This window comes from Clostridium akagii DSM 12554 (genome assembly GCF_000686725.1).
Taxonomy (GTDB): Bacteria; Bacillota; Clostridia; order Clostridiales; family Clostridiaceae; genus Clostridium_I; species Clostridium_I akagii.
In genome coordinates this window covers 1-20,751 of sequence record NZ_JMLK01000036.1, presented here as the reverse complement: position 1 = coordinate 20,751, position 20,751 = coordinate 1, and the positions used below count along the sequence as shown (strand labels likewise).

18 protein-coding genes, 1 tRNA gene and 2 rRNA genes are annotated in these 20,751 nt (G+C 31.8%); 15 read left to right on the top strand and 6 right to left on the bottom strand.

What is annotated here, in order from left to right; all coding sequences use genetic code 11:
* Positions 1-184 precede the first annotated feature (184 nt).
* Positions 185-301: ribosomal RNA gene (gene rrf, locus BR66_RS0114555) — 5S ribosomal RNA — on the top strand.
* Positions 302-353: 52 nt separating this feature from the next.
* A tRNA-Lys gene (locus BR66_RS0114550) sits at positions 354-429 on the top strand.
* 312 nt (positions 430-741) lie between these two features.
* On the opposite strand, the gene BR66_RS26465 is transcribed toward BR66_RS0114550, so the two are convergent.
* Positions 742-894, bottom strand: coding sequence for a TetR-like C-terminal domain-containing protein (locus tag BR66_RS26465; protein WP_278246817.1), 153 nt, complete (start codon positions 892-894; stop codon positions 742-744).
* 146 nt (positions 895-1,040) lie between these two features.
* Here BR66_RS26465 and BR66_RS0114545 point away from each other — a divergent pair, with 146 nt between their 5' ends.
* Positions 1,041-1,736, top strand: a complete 696-nt coding sequence (locus tag BR66_RS0114545) for a 4Fe-4S double cluster binding domain-containing protein (protein WP_026883569.1) — start codon at positions 1,041-1,043, stop codon at positions 1,734-1,736.
* 94 nt (positions 1,737-1,830) lie between these two features.
* On the opposite strand, the gene BR66_RS0114540 is transcribed toward BR66_RS0114545, so the two are convergent.
* Positions 1,831-2,409, bottom strand: coding sequence for a response regulator (locus BR66_RS0114540; protein ID WP_026883568.1), 579 nt, complete (start codon positions 2,407-2,409; stop codon positions 1,831-1,833).
* A gap of 453 nt (positions 2,410-2,862) precedes the next feature.
* Here BR66_RS0114540 and kdpF point away from each other — a divergent pair, with 453 nt between their 5' ends.
* The 5 genes from kdpF (at position 2,863) to BR66_RS0114520 (ending at position 7,928) form a co-directional block, all read left to right on the top strand.
* Positions 2,863-2,940, top strand: coding sequence for a K(+)-transporting ATPase subunit F (gene kdpF / locus BR66_RS26845; protein ID WP_084156529.1), 78 nt, complete (start codon positions 2,863-2,865; stop codon positions 2,938-2,940).
* A gap of 84 nt (positions 2,941-3,024) precedes the next feature.
* Positions 3,025-4,701, top strand: coding sequence for a potassium-transporting ATPase subunit KdpA (kdpA, locus tag BR66_RS0114535; protein WP_026883567.1), 1,677 nt, complete (start codon positions 3,025-3,027; stop codon positions 4,699-4,701).
* Positions 4,702-4,713: 12 nt separating this feature from the next.
* A complete protein-coding gene (kdpB, locus tag BR66_RS0114530; protein WP_026883566.1) occupies positions 4,714-6,768 on the top strand; it encodes a potassium-transporting ATPase subunit KdpB in 2,055 nt (684 codons plus the stop codon).
* Positions 6,769-6,798: 30 nt separating this feature from the next.
* The gene (gene kdpC, locus BR66_RS0114525; protein ID WP_026883565.1) at positions 6,799-7,437 is read left to right on the top strand and encodes a K(+)-transporting ATPase subunit C; all 639 of its coding nucleotides are present in this window, start codon (positions 6,799-6,801) and stop codon (positions 7,435-7,437) included.
* Positions 7,438-7,601: 164 nt separating this feature from the next.
* Complete coding sequence (locus tag BR66_RS0114520; RefSeq protein ID WP_026883564.1) at positions 7,602-7,928, top strand: hypothetical protein; 327 nt, start codon at positions 7,602-7,604, stop codon at positions 7,926-7,928.
* A gap of 65 nt (positions 7,929-7,993) precedes the next feature.
* Here the strand turns inward: BR66_RS0114520 and BR66_RS0114515 are convergent, their stop codons facing one another.
* Positions 7,994-8,353, bottom strand: a complete 360-nt coding sequence (locus BR66_RS0114515) for a zinc ribbon domain-containing protein (RefSeq protein ID WP_051624256.1) — start codon at positions 8,351-8,353, stop codon at positions 7,994-7,996.
* A 120-nt stretch (positions 8,354-8,473) separates the two neighbouring features.
* On the opposite strand from BR66_RS0114515, the gene BR66_RS0114510 reads away from it, so the two are divergent.
* The 4 genes from BR66_RS0114510 (at position 8,474) to BR66_RS0114495 (ending at position 13,923) form a co-directional block, all read left to right on the top strand.
* Complete coding sequence (locus BR66_RS0114510; RefSeq protein ID WP_026883562.1) at positions 8,474-9,319, top strand: DUF6414 family protein; 846 nt, start codon at positions 8,474-8,476, stop codon at positions 9,317-9,319.
* 342 nt (positions 9,320-9,661) lie between these two features.
* Entirely contained in the window at positions 9,662-11,884 is a 2,223-nt protein-coding gene (gene pflB / locus BR66_RS0114505) for a formate C-acetyltransferase (RefSeq protein WP_026883561.1), read from the top strand.
* 154 nt (positions 11,885-12,038) lie between these two features.
* Entirely contained in the window at positions 12,039-12,758 is a 720-nt protein-coding gene (pflA, locus tag BR66_RS0114500; RefSeq protein WP_035796370.1) for a pyruvate formate-lyase-activating protein, read from the top strand.
* Positions 12,759-12,834: 76 nt separating this feature from the next.
* Positions 12,835-13,923: an HD-GYP domain-containing protein gene (locus BR66_RS0114495; protein WP_026883559.1), complete on the top strand. Its 1,089-nt coding sequence runs from the start codon at positions 12,835-12,837 to the stop codon at positions 13,921-13,923.
* Between the two features lie 68 nt (positions 13,924-13,991).
* Here the strand turns inward: BR66_RS0114495 and BR66_RS0114490 are convergent, their stop codons facing one another.
* Complete coding sequence (locus BR66_RS0114490) at positions 13,992-16,019, bottom strand: penicillin-binding transpeptidase domain-containing protein (protein ID WP_026883558.1); 2,028 nt, start codon at positions 16,017-16,019, stop codon at positions 13,992-13,994.
* A 236-nt stretch (positions 16,020-16,255) separates the two neighbouring features.
* Here BR66_RS0114490 and BR66_RS0114485 point away from each other — a divergent pair, with 236 nt between their 5' ends.
* Positions 16,256-16,831 (top strand): biotin transporter BioY, encoded by a 576-nt coding sequence (locus BR66_RS0114485; RefSeq protein WP_341350071.1) that lies wholly within the window; start codon positions 16,256-16,258, stop codon positions 16,829-16,831.
* 33 nt (positions 16,832-16,864) lie between these two features.
* Here the strand turns inward: BR66_RS0114485 and BR66_RS0114480 are convergent, their stop codons facing one another.
* A complete protein-coding gene (locus BR66_RS0114480; protein WP_026883556.1) occupies positions 16,865-18,004 on the bottom strand; it encodes a sensor protein KdpD in 1,140 nt (379 codons plus the stop codon).
* Positions 18,005-18,039: 35 nt separating this feature from the next.
* Complete coding sequence (locus tag BR66_RS0114475) at positions 18,040-19,173, bottom strand: sensor protein KdpD (protein WP_026883555.1); 1,134 nt, start codon at positions 19,171-19,173, stop codon at positions 18,040-18,042.
* 176 nt (positions 19,174-19,349) lie between these two features.
* On the opposite strand from BR66_RS0114475, the gene BR66_RS0114470 reads away from it, so the two are divergent.
* Positions 19,350-20,093 (top strand): peptidylprolyl isomerase, encoded by a 744-nt coding sequence (locus BR66_RS0114470; RefSeq protein WP_026883554.1) that lies wholly within the window; start codon positions 19,350-19,352, stop codon positions 20,091-20,093.
* A gap of 521 nt (positions 20,094-20,614) precedes the next feature.
* Positions 20,615-20,751 (top strand): 16S ribosomal RNA (locus BR66_RS0114465); the annotation flags it as partial.

Here is a 20,751-nt window from a genome sequence, read left to right as displayed (position 1 = left end):
TTACTTGTTTAATTACTATGCAATTTTGAGAGTGCAAATTCTCATATTACTTTAGATGATAGATTGTTAGATTTGAGGGTTGTAAGATTCCTTGGGTTGAGGGTTTATTTTTAAAGGATACTCGCTCAGCTGTGCTGAGGAGTACAGTTTTCTAACAAAATCGGAGATTTTGAGAAAACTAGCATCCAGTGATAATGGCTTAGAGGCAACACCCGTTCCCATTCCGAACACGAAGGTTAAGCTCTAAAGCGCTGATGGTACTGCAGGGGTAGCCCGGTGGGAGAGTAAGTCGTCGCTGGGTTCATATTGAAAGAGTTTTAGCTCTTTCAATATTTTTTATTCAATATTAATTTGGTTTACTAGCTCAGTTGGTAGAGCACATGACTTTTAATCATGTTGTCCGGGGTTCGATTCCCCGGTAAGCCACCAAGAATAGGTCAGAAGCACCGAAATTTTATATTTCGGTGCTTTAATTGTTGTTATAAAATATGTAATAGGGAAATTAATCATTGATTAATCACGAAATTGTAGTTAAGGCATCATAAAAAATAACCAGTCAATATTTGGGTCTATTTTGTGTTATGTTTCATCGGTAGAATCATTACATATCTGGATATGTGAGAGGTTTTCCTCTTCACCTACCGCAAAATATCCCCAGAATTTTTGACTTGTTATTTTCTTTCGGATGACTAAAGAATTAAAAAAAGGCTTAAAAGATAGTTCAATAATAATATCAGCAATTTATTCTGGAGTTTCTTTCATTCCACCATAAAACCATTCCGAGAAAATGCCTAAATGGGCGTAATAAAGATAGGATGACAAGTATTCAATGGATATTTGAAGTTTATCCCTACCGGTTATATTATAATAAGAATTAAGTATATTATATTCAATGTGATTTATAAACCAATTCTTAAGTTATGAATTGGGATTATTAACAATAAGTTTTCATGGTTTACAATATATTGGAATTAATGTATAGTATATAAAAAGAAATTGAAATATAGGTTATAGAAATAGGGGATATAAGGGGTGAGAAAATGAGTCAAAATGAGTTGAAGGTGTATTTGAAATCTCTTGGAGCATCATTAGTTGGATTTGCTGATTTACAGGATATTGATACTTCATCATATAATAATATGGGGTATGGAATTGCATTTGCTATTAAAATAAGTCCTAAAATTATTAAAGATATTCATAATGGTCCAACAGAAACATATTATGAAGCATATAATCAAATAAATAAACAGCTGGATCATATAGCAATATCTTGTGTAAAATATATAAATCATAAAGGACATAATGCAATAGGACAAACATCAACATATGTTACTAGTGATGATAATTTAACTACACCTTTACCACATAAAACTGTTGCTACCAGAGCAGGTTTAGGGTGGATAGGTAAAAATGCTCTTTTAATTACTACTGAATATGGATCTGCAATTCGTATATCTTCCGTGATAACAGATATGCCATTAATTAAGGGCAGTCCTATCAATGAATCAAAGTGTGGCAAATGTGATAAATGCGCTGTCAATTGTCCTGCAGAAGCAATTAAAGGCATGTTATGGAATGTAAATTCAAAAAGATCAGAATTATTAGATCCATTTAAATGTAGACAAAAAGCAAGAGAACTATTAAATGAAAAAATAGGAATTAAAATCGCGCTATGTGGTAAATGCATTGAGGTTTGTCCTTTTACAAAACAATATATCATAGCTAGTGGAGAATAATCTATTTTACACAACTAACACACAAAATTTATTAGTTGCATAAATTTTGTGTGTTTTTCTGCAAATGAAGCATAGAATTAATGAATACAGCAGATCATTTAAATTGATCTGCTGTATTATAAAAAATTTTTGACCTATTTGAGTCTCCCATCTTTTCATAAAGTTTTCCTAGTAATTCATATATATTTGCATAACAAGGATCTAGAGATAATAAATATTTTAATATATCGTGGGCTTTTGAGTATTCACCAAGTGTTATAAGATTTTCGGCCTGAGAAAGCTTGGCAGGAATATTTTCAAAAGTTTCTGTTTGAACAAGGTTAGACATTTCGGCTAATATAGTTTTAACTTTTTCAGAGGTGAAAGGCTTTTGCAAATAAGCTACGGCACCAAGTTTGGTACATTCTACTGCATTTCTTACGGTTGCAAAAGCTGTCATTATTACTATTGGTATGGTAATGTTAATATCTCTAATTCTTCTTAAAACTTCAGTGCCACTAAGCCCGGGAAGTTTTATATCTAAAAATGCGAAATCAAATTTTTCAGATTTAAAAAGTTCAATTGCATCGCTGCCATTACTGGCTGAAACTACTTCATAATCATTTAATTCTAAACAAGTTGTTAAAAGCATACGGATATTTTTTGTATCATCCACAACTAAAACCTTTTTCATATTCAAATCATCCTTTACATAATTAGTAATAATGAGGGAATCCTTATATTAGTCTTTTAATTCATAGGTATATTTTATCATAGTGGGCTTAAGAATAAATATATGTTTTTATTTAGATTAGTCATAGATTGTTATATTTATAAGAGAAAATGCACTTTATATGTTAACAAATATAAAAAACTCCCAATTATCTATAAAGTCAATTTTATATACTAATAATAAATGGTGAAAAATAGTTATATACCTATGCAGAATGGTGATAAATTCATATAGGGGCTTATAATCATGTGGATAAAATTATATTAGAATTACTACTGAGTTTTATTTATCATATGATTATGTATTATAATCATTGGCGGTAGAGAAATTCAAGCAACCTAGAAAAATAACGGGGAGTATGCTAGTTATTTATTTGGTTGCATAAACACGGTTATAAATGTAGGGGGTGATTTTATGATCGGTCTTTTGATTGTTGCATTGGCATTGTTTATATACTTATTTTATGTATTATTTAATCCAGAGAAATTTTAGTAGTGATTGGATGTATTAAAAATGCAACTAATCACTATTATAATTTGTTTTGTGTAGTATGTCTTATATGGGAAGGTGAAATTTATGGGAACAGTTCAAATTATTATTACACTGATACTTTTCTTAGTATTAGTAGTGCCTATGGGCAAATATTTATTCAAGGTGGCAACTGGTGAAAAGGGAAGATTTGATACTTTTTTTGATATTATAGATAATTTCATTTTTAAAATAATAGGTGTGGACAAGGAAGAAATGAATTGGAAGCAGTACATGATTTCAATTTTTACCGCAAATGTTATTATGGCTATTTGTGCATTTATAATCCTGAAAATCCAAGGTTTTAGCATTTTAAATCCAAATAAAATCTCAGCTATGGGGTCTGGGCTTTCCTTTAATACTGTGGCTAGTTTTATAACTAATACGGACATACAGGATTATGCTGGTGAATCTGGGGTGAGCTATTTAAGCCAAATGATTGTTATGACATTTCTAATGTTTACATCAGCAGCAACTGGTTTTTCTGTAGCATTAGCATTTATAAGAGGACTTGTAGGAAAAAATAAAACAGTAGGTAACTTTTTCGTGGATTTCACAAGGGTTATTACTAGAGTACTTTTACCACTTTCAATTATAATTGCAGTATTATTTTTGTCACAAGGGGTACCTCAAACACTTCACGGAAATATAACTGTTAGCACCATAGAAGGAAAGTTCCAAGACATTGCAATGGGTCCAGTAGCAAGCCTCGAGGCAATTAAACAAATTGGAACAAATGGTGGAGGGTTCTTTGCAGCGAATTCAGCTCATCCTTTTGAAAATCCTACTCCGCTAAGTAATTTAATTCAGATACTTGCAATGATGCTCCTGCCAGGTGCCATTGTATACAATTTTGGATTAATGCTGAAAAACAAAAAACAAGGTTGGGTGATTTTTGCGGCTATGGGGATATTATTGGTAGCCGTAATACCGGTATGCTATCTTGCAGAAAAAGCAGGAAATCCTGCACTAATTCATGCTGGATTAAGTAATATTATGGGCAATATGGAAGGTAAGGAAGTAAGATTCGGTATTGCACAGTCATCACTGTTTAGCACAATAACCACAGCTTTTACAACTGGTAGCGTAAACAATATGCATGATTCCTTAACTCCCCTTGGAGGGTTCGTTCCACTTTGGAACATGATGCTTAACGTGGTGTTTGGAGGTAAGGGCGTTGGATTCATGAATATGATGATGTACGCTATAATAACGGTATTTATATGTGGACTAATGGTTGGGAGAACTCCTGAGTTCTTAGGTAAAAAAATAGAGAGCAAAGAAATTAAGCTAGTAGCTCTAGCAATAATTATACATCCCATACTAATACTTATTCCATCTGCTATTGCACTTAAAATACCAGGAGGACTTAGTAGTATAAGTAATTCAGGTTTTCATGGGCTCACACAGGTAGTATATCAGTATACCTCAGCGGCTGCAAACAACGGCTCGGGTATGGCAGGGCTTACGGTAAACACTACATTTTGGAATGTAACTACAGGTATAGTAATGCTTCTAGGAAGATATGTATCAATGATATTACTACTATCTGTTGCAAGTTCTCTTGCATCAAAGCAAGGAGTACCTGAATCGGCAGGTACTTTTAGAACGGACAACTGGTTGTTTACTGTAATACTCATATGTATTGTGCTTATTATTGGTGCACTTACATTTTTACCAGCGCTTGCTCTTGGACCAATTTCTGAGCACTTGATGCTACACTAGAGGAGGATCATCATGAGTAGTGAAAAAAAGAAAAAATTAATTACTAAAGATATATTCAGTACCGCAGTTAAAGAATCATTTTTAAAGCTAAATCCTAGATTCATGATCAAAAATCCTGTAATGTTTGTTGTTGAAGTTGGATTTGTATTAACATTACTAGCTAGTATTTTTCCTAACATATATGGAGATAATGGAAATAGGTTATACAATGGAATAGTTACAGTAATATTATTTATAACTGTATTGTTTGCAAATTTTGCAGAGGCAGTGGCAGAGGGTAGAGGAAAAGCTCAAGCAGATAGCCTTAAAAAAGCACGTAAGGATACAAAGGCAAAGCTACTAGACGAAAGTGGTAAATACACTTTGGTTAATGCAGCAGACTTAAAAAAAGGTGATGTAGTTTTAGCTGAATCTGGAGATGTAATACCAAATGACGGTGAAGTTATAGAGGGAATAGCATCAGTGGATGAATCAGCAATCACAGGAGAATCAGCACCAGTTATGAAAGAGGCTGGTGGGGATTTTTGTTCTGTGACAGGGGGGACAATGGTTGTCAGCGATTCACTTAAGATAGAGATAACTGCAACACCAGGAGAATCCTTTTTAGATAAGATGATCAGTCTTGTAGAAGGAGCATCCAGGCAGAAAACGCCTAACGAAATGGCACTTACTACATTACTTGTAAGTTTAACAATTATATTTTTAATAGTTATAGTTACATTGCCATCTTTTGCTTCATATTCTCATGTTAGCATAGAGGTATCAACATTAATTGCATTATTGGTGTGTCTTATTCCAACAACCATAGGAGGTCTATTATCAGCAATTGGTATAGCTGGAATGGATAGAGTTACTACATTCAATGTAATAGCTATGTCTGGTAAAGCTGTTGAAGCTTGTGGAGACGTTACTACTATGATACTAGATAAAACAGGAACAATAACTTTTGGAAATAGGCTTGCAGCAGAATTTTTGCCAGTGAAAAAGTTTGCCATTGAAGACGTTACAAAATATGCACTAATTTCTTCAATAAAGGACGGAACTCCAGAGGGTAGATCTACAGTGGAACTTGCAAATAAATTGGGAGTAACTTCTGCTGAGGGTGATTACGACGATGGGGAATTCATAGAATTTTCCGCACAAACTAAAATGAGTGGAATTGATTTAACTGATGGGACCAAGATAAGAAAAGGGGCAGGTTCTGCCATAAAGGAATTTGTCATTGAAAGAGGGGGAGTTATTCCAGAGGATATTGATGCAATAACAGATAAAATATCAAAACTGGGTGGCACTCCACTGGTTGTTTGTAAAGATAATGATATTTTAGGTGTTATTTATTTAAAGGATACAGTAAAACCCGGAATGAATGAAAGATTCAAGAGACTCAGAGAAATTGGTATTAAAACCATTATGTGTACTGGTGATAATCCACTTACCGCAGCTACTATTGCAAAAGAAGCTGGTGTAGATGATTTTGTTGCAGAATGTAAACCAGAAGATAAGATTGCTGTTATTAAAGCAGAACAAGCACTAGGAAAACTTGTAGCAATGACTGGTGATGGAACTAATGATGCACCAGCATTAGCACAAGCAGATGTTGGCCTTGCGATGAATAGTGGAACTGTAGCAGCTAAAGAAGCTGCAAATATGGTGGATTTAGATTCTGATCCTACAAAAATTTTGGAAGTTGTGGAGATTGGAAAACAACTTTTAATTACAAGAGGAGCATTAACTACATTTTCTATTGCCAATGATATTGCTAAGTATTTTGCAATAATACCAGCTATATTTACATTAGCAATTCCAAAGATGAATGCTTTAAATATAATGGGACTTTCAAGTCCCAGGAGTGCTATACTTTCTGCATTGATTTTCAATGCTATAATAATACCTGCATTAATTCCTATAGCAATGAGAGGTGTTAAATATAAACCAATGAAAGCAGAAGCGTTGCTTGCGAAAAATTTGTTGGTTTATGGTTTAGGTGGGGTTATCGTACCTTTCGTTGGAATAAAAATTATAGATTTAGTGATTACCCCAATACTTAGAGCACTAAATTTAGCATAAACAGAATTTTTAGTATAGGAGGAGAATAAAATGAAAAAGATAATAAAAACATCCTTTTTAATCACAATTGTTTTTATAGTATTATGTGGAATATTATACCCACTAGTGATAACTGGTATTGGAAAAATAGCATTTAATAAAGAAGCAAATGGTAGCTTAGTAGCGTTAAATGGTAAAACTGTAGGATCAAAGCTTATTGGCCAAGATTTTAAAGATCCTAGATTTTTTAAAGGAAGAACATCCGCCGTGAATTATAATACCTATACATCTAGTGACAAAAAAACTGACAGTACTGGAAAGGCCACCTATAGTGGGGTAAATTCTGGAGGCTCTAATCTTGCACCATCAAATAAGGATTTAGAAGCAAGAGTGAAAAAAGATATGAGTGAGCTTTTAAAGGAGCATCCAACCCTTAAGGAAAATGATATTCCTACAGATCTTTTGACTTCTTCCGCTTCTGGTCTTGATCCAGACATAAGCCCAGAGTCAGCAAACGTACAAATTGATGCTGTTTCAAAAGCAAGTGGTATAAGTAAACTTCAAATTCAAGGTATAATAAAAAAGTATACAGAAGGAAGAACTTTATATGTTTTCGGAGAGCCTAGAGTTAATGTCTTAATGGTCAACCTGGAAATAGCACAAAAACTGAAGAATATGGGAAAACTTTAAATATACATGATTTAATTGTGATGCATAAATTAAAAAATGGTCTATATATTAATAAAATTCGGGCCATTTTTTAATTAATATGAAACTTCTTCGATTATTTGATATAATAAAATATAAACTTTTTTAATTAGTTTATGATTAATCAGTTGATAAGGGGTGACAAAATGAAATCATTTCATGAACTTGTACAAGAAACAATAGCTATTCGTGACTTGGAAGAATTAGAATCAGCTGCGGATTTATTTGAATTTGGTATTGAAAAAGGATACTATAATAAGAAGCAGAGTGATGAATTTAACAATACATATTGGAAGGTAAAAAACAGATGTTTAGGTTATGCTGTTGCAGACGTTGTGAAGGGTAATCAGCTCGATATCATAAGCATTGTTGCTAGTGCACCTATGGATATAAAAGATAATAAGGACGCATTAATAAATTATGTGAATTCAAGATTAAAGGCATTAAGAGGAAAAGTCACAGGTATAAAGTAGTTATAAAAAGATCACATACATGTTAAGGTTAAGACTATGTATGTGATCTTTTTATAACAAATATATTATTTCTTTTGTTTTAAGCCACAAAACGGGCAAAAGGTGTCCTTCTTTTGTATTTCATTACCACACTTAGAGCATAGTCCTTTGTTCTCTAATGTAAGAATTTTATTCTTTATTATTTCGATTTCATCTTGAATTCTTTTTATGTCTTTACAATCTTTTATTATATATCCCTCAATGGGTGATTTCTCATCATATTTTTTGTAGATCTTTTTACCTATTTTTAAATACAAATCTTCGATTTTTTGTTCTCTATCTGAAATTTTAAAGTTCAGTTTTGATGTGGATATAAATTCTTCAGTTCGTTTAAAAACATCACCTGCTCCGTTTTCAATGGAATCTTTCATTTTTTCAAAGTCCACAAAAATCCCCTCCAAAAATATTATACTAATAATTTATATGTTAATATAAATTATATTGTTCTAAAATGCTTAAAATATTATAAAATAAATTAGTAGCTATATATATGGAGCGGTAACTTGATGACAGAGAATAAGGCATTTATACCATTATATTTAAATAACGATGTAGTTAATAATTTGTTTTCAGTAGTAGTACAAGAATTTGTTGAAGCAAAAAGCACCAGTGTAAAAGATCAAACTACCATTAGCTACAGGGTGCCAATCAGTGAATTTTCAAAAGAAATATTCGGAAAATGTATACAAGGGGAACTCAATATTCAAATCGTAAATGAATTTTCAAAGCAAAAATCAAGCGTAGCAATCTCCAAGGATATTGAAGTGTTTATGGAGCTTAGGAGGATACTATTTCAAAATAATTTGCTTAGATATGTAGAGAGTAATGAGAATGTTGAAAGTATTCATGAAAATGATTTTATTTTAGTGAAATGTAACTTGTTCCAAAATCCAATGGTGAATTACATCGAAAATATAATCAATAAAGTAGAAATACTTAATGTGCTAGGGAACATAAAAGCTATAAATGGTAGTAGAATAGAAATAATGAATAATCTAAAAGATTATATGGACACATTCAAAAATAATAATTGTATAAGATATGTAACCAATGAAATGTGTAATCCAAAATCAAGATTTATTATACCTATGGATTTTAAATATAACATGACTAAATTTGATTATACAGATAACTGTAAAATTAATATAATGGGCAAGGTTATTGGCACTATTAAAGACAATAATCCTATGAATTTGTATGGAGCTAATCTTCTTAACTTTATAAAAGATAGCAATTTCAGTGAATTCGCATCAAACATTACAAATAATGATTCTATTGAAAAATTTTGTAGTAGGTATGAAGTGAAAAACGGAAGTCTGGTAAATGTATTGCCTATAGCCATATTTTTATAAATTGTAATAATGTTAAAAAAATAATAAATTAATATGATTTATTTTAATTTATAGGCATATTTTAAGCAAATATACTAAAAAGCTAACTTATACCTTCAAAAATCACATAATATATGTTATAATCTGAACTATAATAACGAAATAATAAAAAATGTTCGTATAAATTATTTGTTATTATGTATATATTTTTTATGAAAAGTAGGTTATCATATAAATTACAAAAATTAATGTGATTTAAATCACATTAATTAGAAAATATATGCAGTATACTTTAGTTAAATAAAACAGATAAATAGAAATATTTTAAATAAAAAAACTAATATTTAGGGAGTTGAAATATACATGGCTAATGAATGGAATGGTTTTAATAAGGGAAGTTGGAATGAAGGCATTGATGTAAGAGATTTTATCCAAAAAAATTATAAAGTGTATGAAGGTGACAAAAGTTTTTTAAATGGTACCACAGAAAAGACTAAAAAAGTTTGGGATATAGCAAGTAACCTTATTCTTCAGGAAGTAAAAAAGGGAATATTAGATGTGGATACGGAGACTATCTCTGGAATAAACAGTTTTAAACCAGGGTATATAGATAGAGAAAATGAGGTCATAGTTGGACTTCAGACAGATGCTCCATTAAAGAGAATAACTAATCCTTTTGGTGGAATAAGAATGGCAGAACAATCACTTAAGGAGTACGGTTATAAAATAAGTGATGAGATGCATGAAATATTTACTAAATATAGAACGACACATAATCAAGGCGTTTTTGATGCTTACACAGAAGAAACAAAAGCTGCAAGAAGTGCGGGTATATTAACAGGACTTCCAGATGCATATGGAAGAGGAAGAATAATTGGAGACTATAGAAGAGTTGCTCTTTATGGTACTGATTATTTGATTGAAGAGAAGAAAAAAGACCTTAAAACATTAAAGGGTGATTTGCTTGATGAACTTATAAGAAGTAGAGAAGAGGTATCTCAGCAAATAAGGGCACTTAGTGAAATTAAAAAAATGGCTCTTACCTATGGAGTTGATATATCAAAACCAGCAATAAATGCTAAAGAAGCAGCACAATTCATATATTTTGGTTATCTTGCAGGAGTAAAAGAAAATAATGGTGCAGCAATGTCACTAGGACGTACAAGCACATTCTTAGATATATATATTGAGAGAGACTTAGAAAATGGAATATTAACAGAAGAAGGAGCTCAAGAAGTTATTGACCAATTTATTATAAAACTTAGAATGGTTAGGCATCTTAGAACACCAGAATATAATGAATTATTTGGAGGAGATCCAACTTGGGTTACTGAATCAATTGGTGGTGTAGGAATAGATAAAAGACCAATGGTAACTAAAACTTCTTTTAGATATTTACACACTTTAACTAATCTTGGTACTGCACCAGAACCAAACCTTACAATATTATGGTCAGATAATCTGCCAGAGAACTTTAAAAAATATTGTTCAGAAATGTCAATTTTAACTGATTCTATTCAATATGAAAATGATGACGTAATGCGACCTATATACGGAGATGATTATGCTATTGCGTGTTGCGTATCTGCAATGCAGGTTGGAAAGCAAATGCAATTCTTTGGTGCTAGATGTAATCTTGCAAAATGTTTACTTCTTGCTATAAATGGCGGAATTGATGAAAAGAAAGGTACAAAGATAGTACCTAATATAGAACCTATAACCGATGAAGTGTTAGATTATGAAAAAGTTAAAAATAATTACTTTAAAGTACTTGAATATATGAGTGAACTTTATGTTAATACAATGAATGTAATTCACTATATGCACGATAAATACGCATATGAAGCTTCACAGATGGCATTACATGATACAAAGGTAGGAAGACTCATGGCTTTTGGTATAGCTGGATTTTCAGTAGCAATAGATTCACTTAGTGCAATAAAATATGCAAAAGTCAAACCAATAAGAGAAAATGGAGTGGCAATAGATTTTGTTACCGAAGGACAATTTCCGAAGTATGGTAATGATGATGATAGGGCAGATGATATTGCAGTAGCTTTAGTTGAAAGATTTTCAAATGAATTAAAGAAACATCCAACATATAGAAATGCTAAGCATACACTTTCTGTTCTTACAATTACATCAAATGTAATGTATGGTAAGAAAACAGGAACTACACCGGATGGAAGAAAAGCAGGAGAGCCACTTGCACCAGGAGCTAACCCAATGCATGGGAGAGATATAGAAGGAGCTTTGGCTTCACTAAATTCTGTTGCAAAAGTACCGTATCGTTTTTGTGAAGATGGAGTTTCTAATACATTCTCAATAACGCCTACAGCATTAGGTAATGATGGCAGTACAAGAATCAATAATCTAGTATCAATAATGGATGGATATTTTGGTCAAGGTGCTCATCATTTAAATGTTAATGTACTGAATAGGGAAACACTTATTGATGCAATGAACAATCCTGAGAAATATCCAACACTTACAATTAGAGTATCGGGATATGCAGTTAATTTTAATAGACTATCAAAAGAACAACAATTAGAAGTTATAAGCAGAACTTTCCACGAAAAACTATAAAAACAGAGACAAGTTGAGAAATTGCTGAGGATGTTTATAGATTTGTGTATACAAATCTATAGGCATTTTCCTTTTATTGATTAATTTTGCGATAGAAGAAATAATCTTCCTTAGCTTGCTTGTGACTTGTCACTAACTTAAAGGGGGAGTGAAGATGAAGGGAAGAATACATTCAATAGAGAGCATGGGTCTTGTTGATGGGCCCGGAATCAGAACAGTTATATTTTTTCAAGGCTGTAATTTAAGATGTGCATATTGCCATAATCCTGATACTTGGAGCATTTCAGGTGGAACCATGTATAGTGCAGAAGAAATTTTGAAGAAAATATTAAGGTACAAACCATATTTTGATAAATCTAATGGTGGAGTGACTTTTTCAGGTGGAGAGGTGCTTTTGCAACCAGAATTTTTAGAAGAAATACTGAAATTGTGTAAAGCTAACAAAATTCATACTACTATTGACACTGCAGGATATGGCTATGGAAATTATCAAGAAATACTAAAATACACGGATTTAATTTTGCTTGATATTAAACAGGTTGATGATATATCTTATAAAAAATTAACAGGTAAAAACAAGCATGGATTAGATGATTTTCTTGAAGTATGCCAAAATATGGGCAAAAAATTATGGATAAGACATGTAATTGTACCGGGAATAACAGATTCAAAACACCATATAGACAAACTTATAGAGATAATTAAGGCTATAAAAAACGTGGATAAGGTTGAATTGTTACCTTACCACACATTAGGAGTAAGTAAATATACCGAACTTGGTATAGAGTATAGATTAAAAGACACTGAAAGTATGGATAATAATAAATGTAATGAGTTGCAAAAGTATTTAAATGACAAATTATGCGGGCTATAATTTAAATTTAGATATTTTTGTCAACTTAATGTATAATAGTATTATCAAAATACTTTAAGCAGGCGGTGTATCGTTTATGAGGTTAGTTCCAATACAATGTATAAAAGAAAATGATAAATTAGCAAGAAATATATATGATAACAACGGTAAATTACTGCTAAAGTCAGGTATTATTCTTAGGGCTTCGGTTATAAAGAAAATCAAATTTCTTAATATTTACTCTGTATATGTAATAGATCAGTATAGTGATAACATAATAGAGGAAATTATTGCACCAGAAATTAGGCAAAAAGCAATAAAAGCAATAAAAGATAAGTACGGGAATTTAAATAATGATGATAAAATTGAAACAAAGCCTAATTATAAAGGTAGTGAAGAGGAATATCAGTCAATTTTATATATGGCAAAACAGCTTATCGATGAAATTTTATCAAGGAAAGACGTTATGCTTAATGTTGTAGATATAAAGAGTTTAAGTAATTATTTGTTTGAACACAGTGTAAATGTGGCTATAATTTCACTTATCATGGGAATTAGATTAAATTTGCATAAGTTTGATTTAATAGATTTATGTGTGGGGGCACTGCTGCATGATTTTGGTATGGTTTTTGTTCCTAAGGGAATAACTGATAAAGAGGAAAGCCTCACAGAAGAGGAATACAAAGTAATAAGAGATCATACTAGAATTGGTTATGAATATTTAACAGAAAGTTGTGAAATATCACTGAGCTCTGTACTTATTGCCCTCCAACATCATGAGAGAATTGGTGGGCAAGGATATCCTGAAGCTAAGGATGGAAATAATATTAGCAAATTTGCAAAAATAGTTGCTATAGCTGATACCTATGATGCATTGACATCAGATAGATCCTATAGAGTTGCCAAAAGTCCCAATGAAGCTTTAGAATATATAATGGCAAATGGCGGAATAATATTCGATTATAAATTGGTGCAACTATTTTCCAAGATAGTGGTTCCATATCCTAAAGGAACCATAGTGAAACTGACAAATGATGAAATAGGCATAGTTGAAAAGGTAAGTTTAAACACCCCTTTAAGACCACAGCTTAAAATTTTGTATAGTAAGAATTCAAGCAGGATAAATGAAATAATCATGTTAGAAAAAGAGATAGATATAGTAATTAAAGGTCTTCATTACGAATAAAATATAAGTGAATTATTAAAAAAAGGCTGTAAAAACAATGATTTTACCTATTGTTTTTACAGCCTTTTTTAGTTGCCGAAGTGTTCAAATATATCTTTTACTTTGGGCACCACGTAATGGCTACCACCTTTATCTTTTACATTTTCATACATTTCCAAAACTAATAATTTAGGATTGTTAATATTTGTTGCCACAAACCACCCATTTTCTGAGCCATTTTTATCATCTTGACTTGCTTTTATTTCAGCTGTACCTGTTTTACCTGCAAGTGGAAGATTAGACATATATGCGCCAAAGCCAGTTCCAGAAGGATTACTAACGACTTGTGTTAAATCACCTAAAATGGTACTAGCTATACTTTGAGAAAATACGTTTGTTTTCCATATCTTACTTGCAGTGCCCTTATCAGCATTTACATAGGGATTTATTATATTTCCACCATTTACAAAAGAGGTATAAATTGAGGCAAGGTGAATTGGGTTCATGAGTACCTGACCCTGACCATAACCTGAATCTGCAAGTTGAACATCATTTTTCAAAGTATTATTTGAAGATAATTGTGAAGTTGTAACTCCATATTCAAAAGGGAGAGTTTCTCCAATTCCAAATTTTTTAACTCCGCTTATAAAGTTATCTTTACCTATATCCAGTGCAGTTTTAGCAAAGTATATATTGTCAGAATACACAAGTGCATTTGTAAGGTTAGCGGGACTAGTATAAGCTGAATCTCTTGTAATAAAATAACTTCCCCAACTACTATCCTTTTGCCACTTTAATCCTGATATATTTTTATCTTTATTGGGATCCAGAGTACCTGTCTGTAAACCAATTGCAGCGGTGATGGGTTTAAAAGTAGAACCTGGAGCAAAAGTTGTTTGAAAGCGATTCAAAAGTGGTTTGCTTGGGTTATTTTCTACAGATTTCCATTTATCTTGTGACATTCCAAGCACAAAGTCATTTGGGTCATACCCTGGGGCACTTACTAAAGCCAGAACCGCTCCAGTTTTAGGTTGCATGGCAACAGCAGCACCAGAATCACTGCCATATTGGTCGTATAAAGCACTTTGTATTTTTGAATCTATAGTTAGATTTAGATCTTTTCCGTTTTGAGGATCTGTTTTTGCTATTGTCTTTAATTTTTTGCCTTCTTTATTAACTATATAAATTTCAGCCCCATCTGTAGCTTTTAGTTGTTTCTCATATATTTTTTCAAGACCAGTTTCTCCGATTACATCATCGCTACTATAACCTTTACCACCGTATTTTTTTAATTCTTCCGGGCTAATGGATTGAACGTAACCTGTTAGTAGTGCAGCCTTGTCCTTTAAGGGATAGACTCTTGCGGGTATATCCTTTATCATAACACCGGGAATCTTAAGTAGAGCAGAAAGATTGTTAGAATCGTCTGCGGAAAGGTTTTGTATTGGGATAAACATAGCAGGGAGTACGTAAGATGCAGATAGCTTTTTGTCTATAACAGTTGGATCAATATTTAAAATTTGAGCTATCTTACTTTTACCGCTTGCCGAGTCTGTTCCCAATTTTCCAGGTACAATTCCTACGGATTTAATGGTACCATTCTGAGCTAGTTCTGAACCATCGGAAGCTTTGATTTCACCACGTTTACCATATTTTTTATCAATTCTTAATTTATCTCCAGTATTTAAATCCGGATATATCATCTTAGTTGACCAGGTCAATGACCATGCATCAGAATTTTTTACAGTTTCTTTTTTAAAATAAGCTGTGTCATTAAATTTTATTTGTCCAGCTGCAGTGTTCATTGTTACTGCAAAAGGAATAGATATATTACCGTTAGAATCTGATTTAAAGGATTTTGGATAATTTGGAGTTATTAGTAGCTTATTAACTTCAATGCCATTATATACGTTTGTATATTTGGCAACAAAGTCCTTTTGGCTAATAGCCTTTTTACTGGTTTCGTTCAAAACACTATACATGGTTTTATAATCTTTTTTGTTCCAAGCGTCTATGTATTTTTGAAAGGAAGCTTTTGGATTATCTGTATTGCCACAGCCAAAGGCAAAAATAGCAATAAAGACAGACAAAACAACTAGTAGAATATTCTTTTTCATATAATATTACCCCAATTCATTTTAATTGTTTGAAAAAATTACATTATGTTAAATTGTACGATTAATTACATATATTTATATTTTGTCATAAATATAATGGTTTGTAAAGAAATAAGGAGAACTACTTTAAAGTAAATTTGTTATGAAATACCATTGTTAACTAAATAGTATTTTACGGTTGACAATAGTCCTACCTTATTATATCATTGTAAATATAAAATAAAGTAATAGGAAAGGTGATATTCTTGAAAATCAGTACAAGAAAAATAATAATGATAGCCTTGTTTGCAGCACTTACTGCAATTGGATCTATTATAACCATACCAATAGGGCCCGTACCAATTACGCTTCAAAATATGTTTCCCATGCTAGCAGGGTTGATATTAGGATCAGAAGCGGGAGCTATGTCACAACTTATATATGTATTACTTGGAATTATTGGATTACCAGTATTTGCAGGAGGGACAGGGGGGATTAACAGCGTTTTTAGCCCTAGTTTTGGATATTTACTAGGATTTATATTAGCTGCTTTTATTATTGGTAAAATAAGTGAAAAAGCGGGGAAGCTTACACTTATAAAATCATTTATAATATGTATTATAGGAACTATAACAATCTATTTAATTGGGATTCCATATCTGTATATTATATTACATAATGTGCTAGGTGAAAAAATAACAATAGCTTATGCAATTAAAATTGGATTTGTATTATTCATTCCTGGGGACATATTTAAAATCATAGTAGTAGCTTTTATTACAAATAAGGTGGTTCCTTTACTTAGAAGACAAAGTCTTATAGGGAGTAAGTAATATAATTATTGCCTGGGGAATTTTTTATATGTATCAATCCCCAGGGATTATATGAAATTCAACATTTTTTGTGTATTTAACAAGTTTTGTTATGGTAGATCCGGTAAAAAAATATTGTGCCTTTGTTTTTCTGCTACTACCAACCACAATTTGGGTTATATGTTTTTCCGCTGCAAAATCGGATAGTGATTTGAATACATTTTTACTAGTCAAGGTCACTATTTCAGCGCCTAATTGTTTAGCAAGTTTATGGTGACTATCAAGTATTTCCCGATCTCTTTGGCTTTGCTTTTTAGAAAAAACACTGGTACAAACCACATTTACCACATAACAATCACATTTAAATCTAGAGGCTATTTTAACACCTTTGCGTATAAGCCTTTTAGTATTGGCATTTGAGCTTATACATACCATGACTCTTTCTACAGTATGCCAGTTGTCATGAATCCCATGTTCACGCATGTATATAGCTAAATCTTCATCCACTCCTTCGGCAGTTAGTCTTAAAGATAGTTCTCTTAAAGCATTAAGACTATTTTTTCTGAAAAAATTCTTAATAGCATGACTTGCGTTTCCATCAATGTATATCGTCCCGTTTTTCAATCTCTTTTGAAGCTCTATGGGAGAAATATCAATCAATACTACTTCATCTGCACTATCTAAAATACAGTCGGGAATGGTCTCAGTAACTTTAACTCCAGTTATTCTTCTAATTGCTAGATTTAAACTTTCAATGTGTTCTATATTAAGGGTAGTTATAACACTTATTCCATTGGATAAAATTTCTTCTACGTCCTCATAACGTTTAATGTTTTTAGATCCCTGGGCATTTGTATGTGCTAGCTCATCAATTAAAACAATTGATGGTTTTCTTTTAATTATTGCGTCAACATCAATTTCGTAGAAATCTGTGTTATTATATATTATTTTTTTTGAAGGAATAATAGAAAGGTTTTTTATTTGATTTATAGTATCCAATCTTTTATGAGTTTCTATATGACCAATTACTATATCCTGTCCACGTATTAAACGTCTATTTGCCTCATCTAACATTTTATATGTTTTTCCCACACCAGGGGCATAACCTAAAAAAATTTTCAGGTGTCCTCGATTGGATTTCTTAATTTTTTCTAACGCTTCTTCAGGTGTGCACCTCTTAAATTTATCACTCATTATTCTCAATCCTTTATTATAATTAGAATTTAAAATTAATTTGGTATAATGTGAAATTCTACATTATTAGTATATTTAATAAGCCTAGAAATGGTAGAACCTCTTAGAAAAACCTGCCAGTTACTACGCTGACTATGACCTAAAATAACTTGGGTTATATTTTTTTTCTCAATAAATTTAGTTATTTCGGATGAAACACTTTTCCCTCTCAATGTTATGACATCTGCGCCAAGCTCCCTAGCAAGTGTTTTATGATCTTCAAGTGTTTTAATATCCTTAGCAGTTAGTTTTGTAGCAAACTTATGGGTGCAGTCAACATCCACAACGACCCAGGGGCATTTATAGGTTTTGGCTATTCTAGCTCCTCTACGAATGAGCTTTTTAGAATAAGGACCAGAACTTATACATACCATTACCTGCTCAAATGAATATGAATCATTTTTTATTCCATGCTTACCCATATAATATGTAACATCTTCGTTAACTTCGTCAGCTGTTTGTCTAAGAGCGAATTCCCTAAGAGCATTTAAGTTTCCTTCTCTAAAAAAATTTTTAAGTGCACGTTCTGCTACATCAATTTTATATACGTTTCCTCTTTTCAACCTGTTTCTTAGAGCCTCTGGTGTAATATCTACAACTACAATTTCATCAGCATTTTCTACTATTTTATCAGGAATAGTCTCTCTAATATTAATTCCAGTAATCTGTTTTACCACGTCATTTAGACTTTCTAAATGCTGAATATTCACAGTGGAGGTCACATTGATACCATTATCTAATATTTGAAGCACGTCTTCATATCGTTTTTTATATTTTGATCCTGGAACATTTGTATGCGCAAGTTCGTCTACGAGTACAGTATTTGGATGTAGTGAAATTATAGTGTCAGTATCCATTTCCTCTAATATCAAATTATTATACTCTATTTTTTTTCTAGGAATTGTGTTTAAACCTGACACTTGAATTTCAGTTTCATTTCGTTTATGAGTCTCTAAGTATCCTATTATAATATCTTCACCCTGGGATAGCTTTTTATTTGCGTCAACTAACATGGAATAAGTTTTGCCAACACCAGGAGCATAGCCAAGAAATATCTTTAAATATCCCCTTTTTTTATTTGGCTCATTTAATGTGTGTTTGTTATAGCTATGTTCATTTTTTATATCCATGATTTATAATCCTCACTAATTATTATATTGATTCAATTATAGTATATTCATGTATAAAGTAAATGTATTATAAGTGAAACAAGCAAATTATTTTTATTTTACTTGTTATAAAAAAAGAATAATGATATTATCAACTAAGATGAAAAAATTTTGAGGTATAGTTAAGGAGAAAAGAAATGGAAAATAAAATACTTGCTACAGTTAATGGAAAAGAAATTACGGAAAAGGATATTGATGAGTCTATATCAAGATTTCCAGCAGATAGACAACAATATATATCCAGTAAAGAAGGAAGACAACAATTATTAGAACAGATTATTTCATTTGAATTAATCTATAATGAAGCAAAAGATACTGGACTTGAAAATGACGATGAGTATAAATATCAAGCAGAAGCTATGAGAAGAGAAATATTAACTCAATTAGCTATAAAAAAAGTTCTAAGCGAAGTTAAGGTAACTGATGATGAAGTAAAAAATTACTATGAGGCTAACAAGGAAGCATTTGCAGCTCCAAAACAAGTTCATGCTAAACATATATTAGTGGACACAGAAGAAAAGGCATTAGAAATAAAGAAAGAAATAGAAGGTGGTAAAGGATTTGAAGAAGCAGCTAAAGAATATTCAAGTTGTCCATCAAAAGAACAAGGCGGAGACCTTGGAAGTTTTTCAAAGGGACAAATGGTTCCTGAATTTGAAGAAGTAGCATTTTCACAAGAAATTGGAAGTGTAAGTGCTCCTGTAAAAACTCAATTTGGATTCCATCTTATAAAGGTAGAAGATAAAAACGAATCAGGTCCAAAGTCTTTTGAAGAAGTAAAGGAAAGCATATTAAATAAATTAGTACAAGAAAGACAAAACATGAAGTATATGCAGCATACAGAAAACTTAAAGACAAAATACACTGTAGAAATTAAATAAGATATTTATGAACCAAAATGACTAGTATGCTAATTCGTAGCATACTAGTCATTTTAGTTTATAAATCATGTGGAAAAAATTTCTTAGAGATGTCTATTATACCTGTTTGTATATATATGGTTTCATTTGTAATAGAAATAGATATATATTATCATATACATTGCCGTGCGTATCGTATATAACAAAGCAGTGAATATGTGTGAGGAAACAAGGTATATGGAATTTAAGTTGAGGAATAGGGGATAGCGTATTAAACTGTGGCAAATAATTATGGTATTATAGAACACGTCGCAAGAAACAAACGAGAAAAAAGAAACAATAAACTGAAATTGATACTGAAAGAAAAGTATTGACAAAGGGTTTGAACTTGTGATATTATATAAGAGTTGCTTAGTGGCAACGCAGTGATCTTTGAAAATTAAACAGAGAATAAGAATTAAGTAAACCAGCAAATTTCTTTGAATCTTAGAAATAAGATTTAAAATATTTATATTAAGCGAAATGAGCTTAATCAAACACTTTTTTATGAGAGTTTGATCCTGGCTCAGGACGAACGCTGGCGGCGTGCTTAACACATGCAAGTCGAGCGAGAAACCTTCGGGTTTCTAGCGGCGGACGGGTGAGTAACACGTGGGTAACCTGCCTCAAAGTGGGGGAT

What these genes read in the sequence shown, in the direction of transcription:
- BR66_RS0114545 (WP_026883569.1), top strand. Translation starts at nt 1,041, where the DNA reads ATGAGTCAAAATGAGTTGAAGGTGTATTTGAAATCTCTTGGAGCATCA.
- BR66_RS0114540 (WP_026883568.1), bottom strand. Translation starts at nt 2,409, where the DNA reads ATGAAAAAGGTTTTAGTTGTGGATGATACAAAAAATATCCGTATGCTT.
- kdpF (WP_084156529.1), top strand. Translation starts at nt 2,863, where the DNA reads ATGATCGGTCTTTTGATTGTTGCATTGGCATTGTTTATATACTTATTT.
- kdpA (WP_026883567.1), top strand. Translation starts at nt 3,025, where the DNA reads ATGGGAACAGTTCAAATTATTATTACACTGATACTTTTCTTAGTATTA.
- kdpB (WP_026883566.1), top strand. Translation starts at nt 4,714, where the DNA reads ATGAGTAGTGAAAAAAAGAAAAAATTAATTACTAAAGATATATTCAGT.
- kdpC (WP_026883565.1), top strand. Translation starts at nt 6,799, where the DNA reads ATGAAAAAGATAATAAAAACATCCTTTTTAATCACAATTGTTTTTATA.
- BR66_RS0114520 (WP_026883564.1), top strand. Translation starts at nt 7,602, where the DNA reads ATGAAATCATTTCATGAACTTGTACAAGAAACAATAGCTATTCGTGAC.
- BR66_RS0114510 (WP_026883562.1), top strand. Translation starts at nt 8,474, where the DNA reads ATGACAGAGAATAAGGCATTTATACCATTATATTTAAATAACGATGTA.
- pflB (WP_026883561.1), top strand. Translation starts at nt 9,662, where the DNA reads ATGGCTAATGAATGGAATGGTTTTAATAAGGGAAGTTGGAATGAAGGC.
- pflA (WP_035796370.1), top strand. Translation starts at nt 12,039, where the DNA reads ATGAAGGGAAGAATACATTCAATAGAGAGCATGGGTCTTGTTGATGGG.
- BR66_RS0114495 (WP_026883559.1), top strand. Translation starts at nt 12,835, where the DNA reads ATGAGGTTAGTTCCAATACAATGTATAAAAGAAAATGATAAATTAGCA.
- BR66_RS0114490 (WP_026883558.1), bottom strand. Translation starts at nt 16,019, where the DNA reads ATGAAAAAGAATATTCTACTAGTTGTTTTGTCTGTCTTTATTGCTATT.
- BR66_RS0114480 (WP_026883556.1), bottom strand. Translation starts at nt 18,004, where the DNA reads ATGAGTGATAAATTTAAGAGGTGCACACCTGAAGAAGCGTTAGAAAAA.
- BR66_RS0114475 (WP_026883555.1), bottom strand. Translation starts at nt 19,173, where the DNA reads ATGGATATAAAAAATGAACATAGCTATAACAAACACACATTAAATGAG.
- BR66_RS0114470 (WP_026883554.1), top strand. Translation starts at nt 19,350, where the DNA reads ATGGAAAATAAAATACTTGCTACAGTTAATGGAAAAGAAATTACGGAA.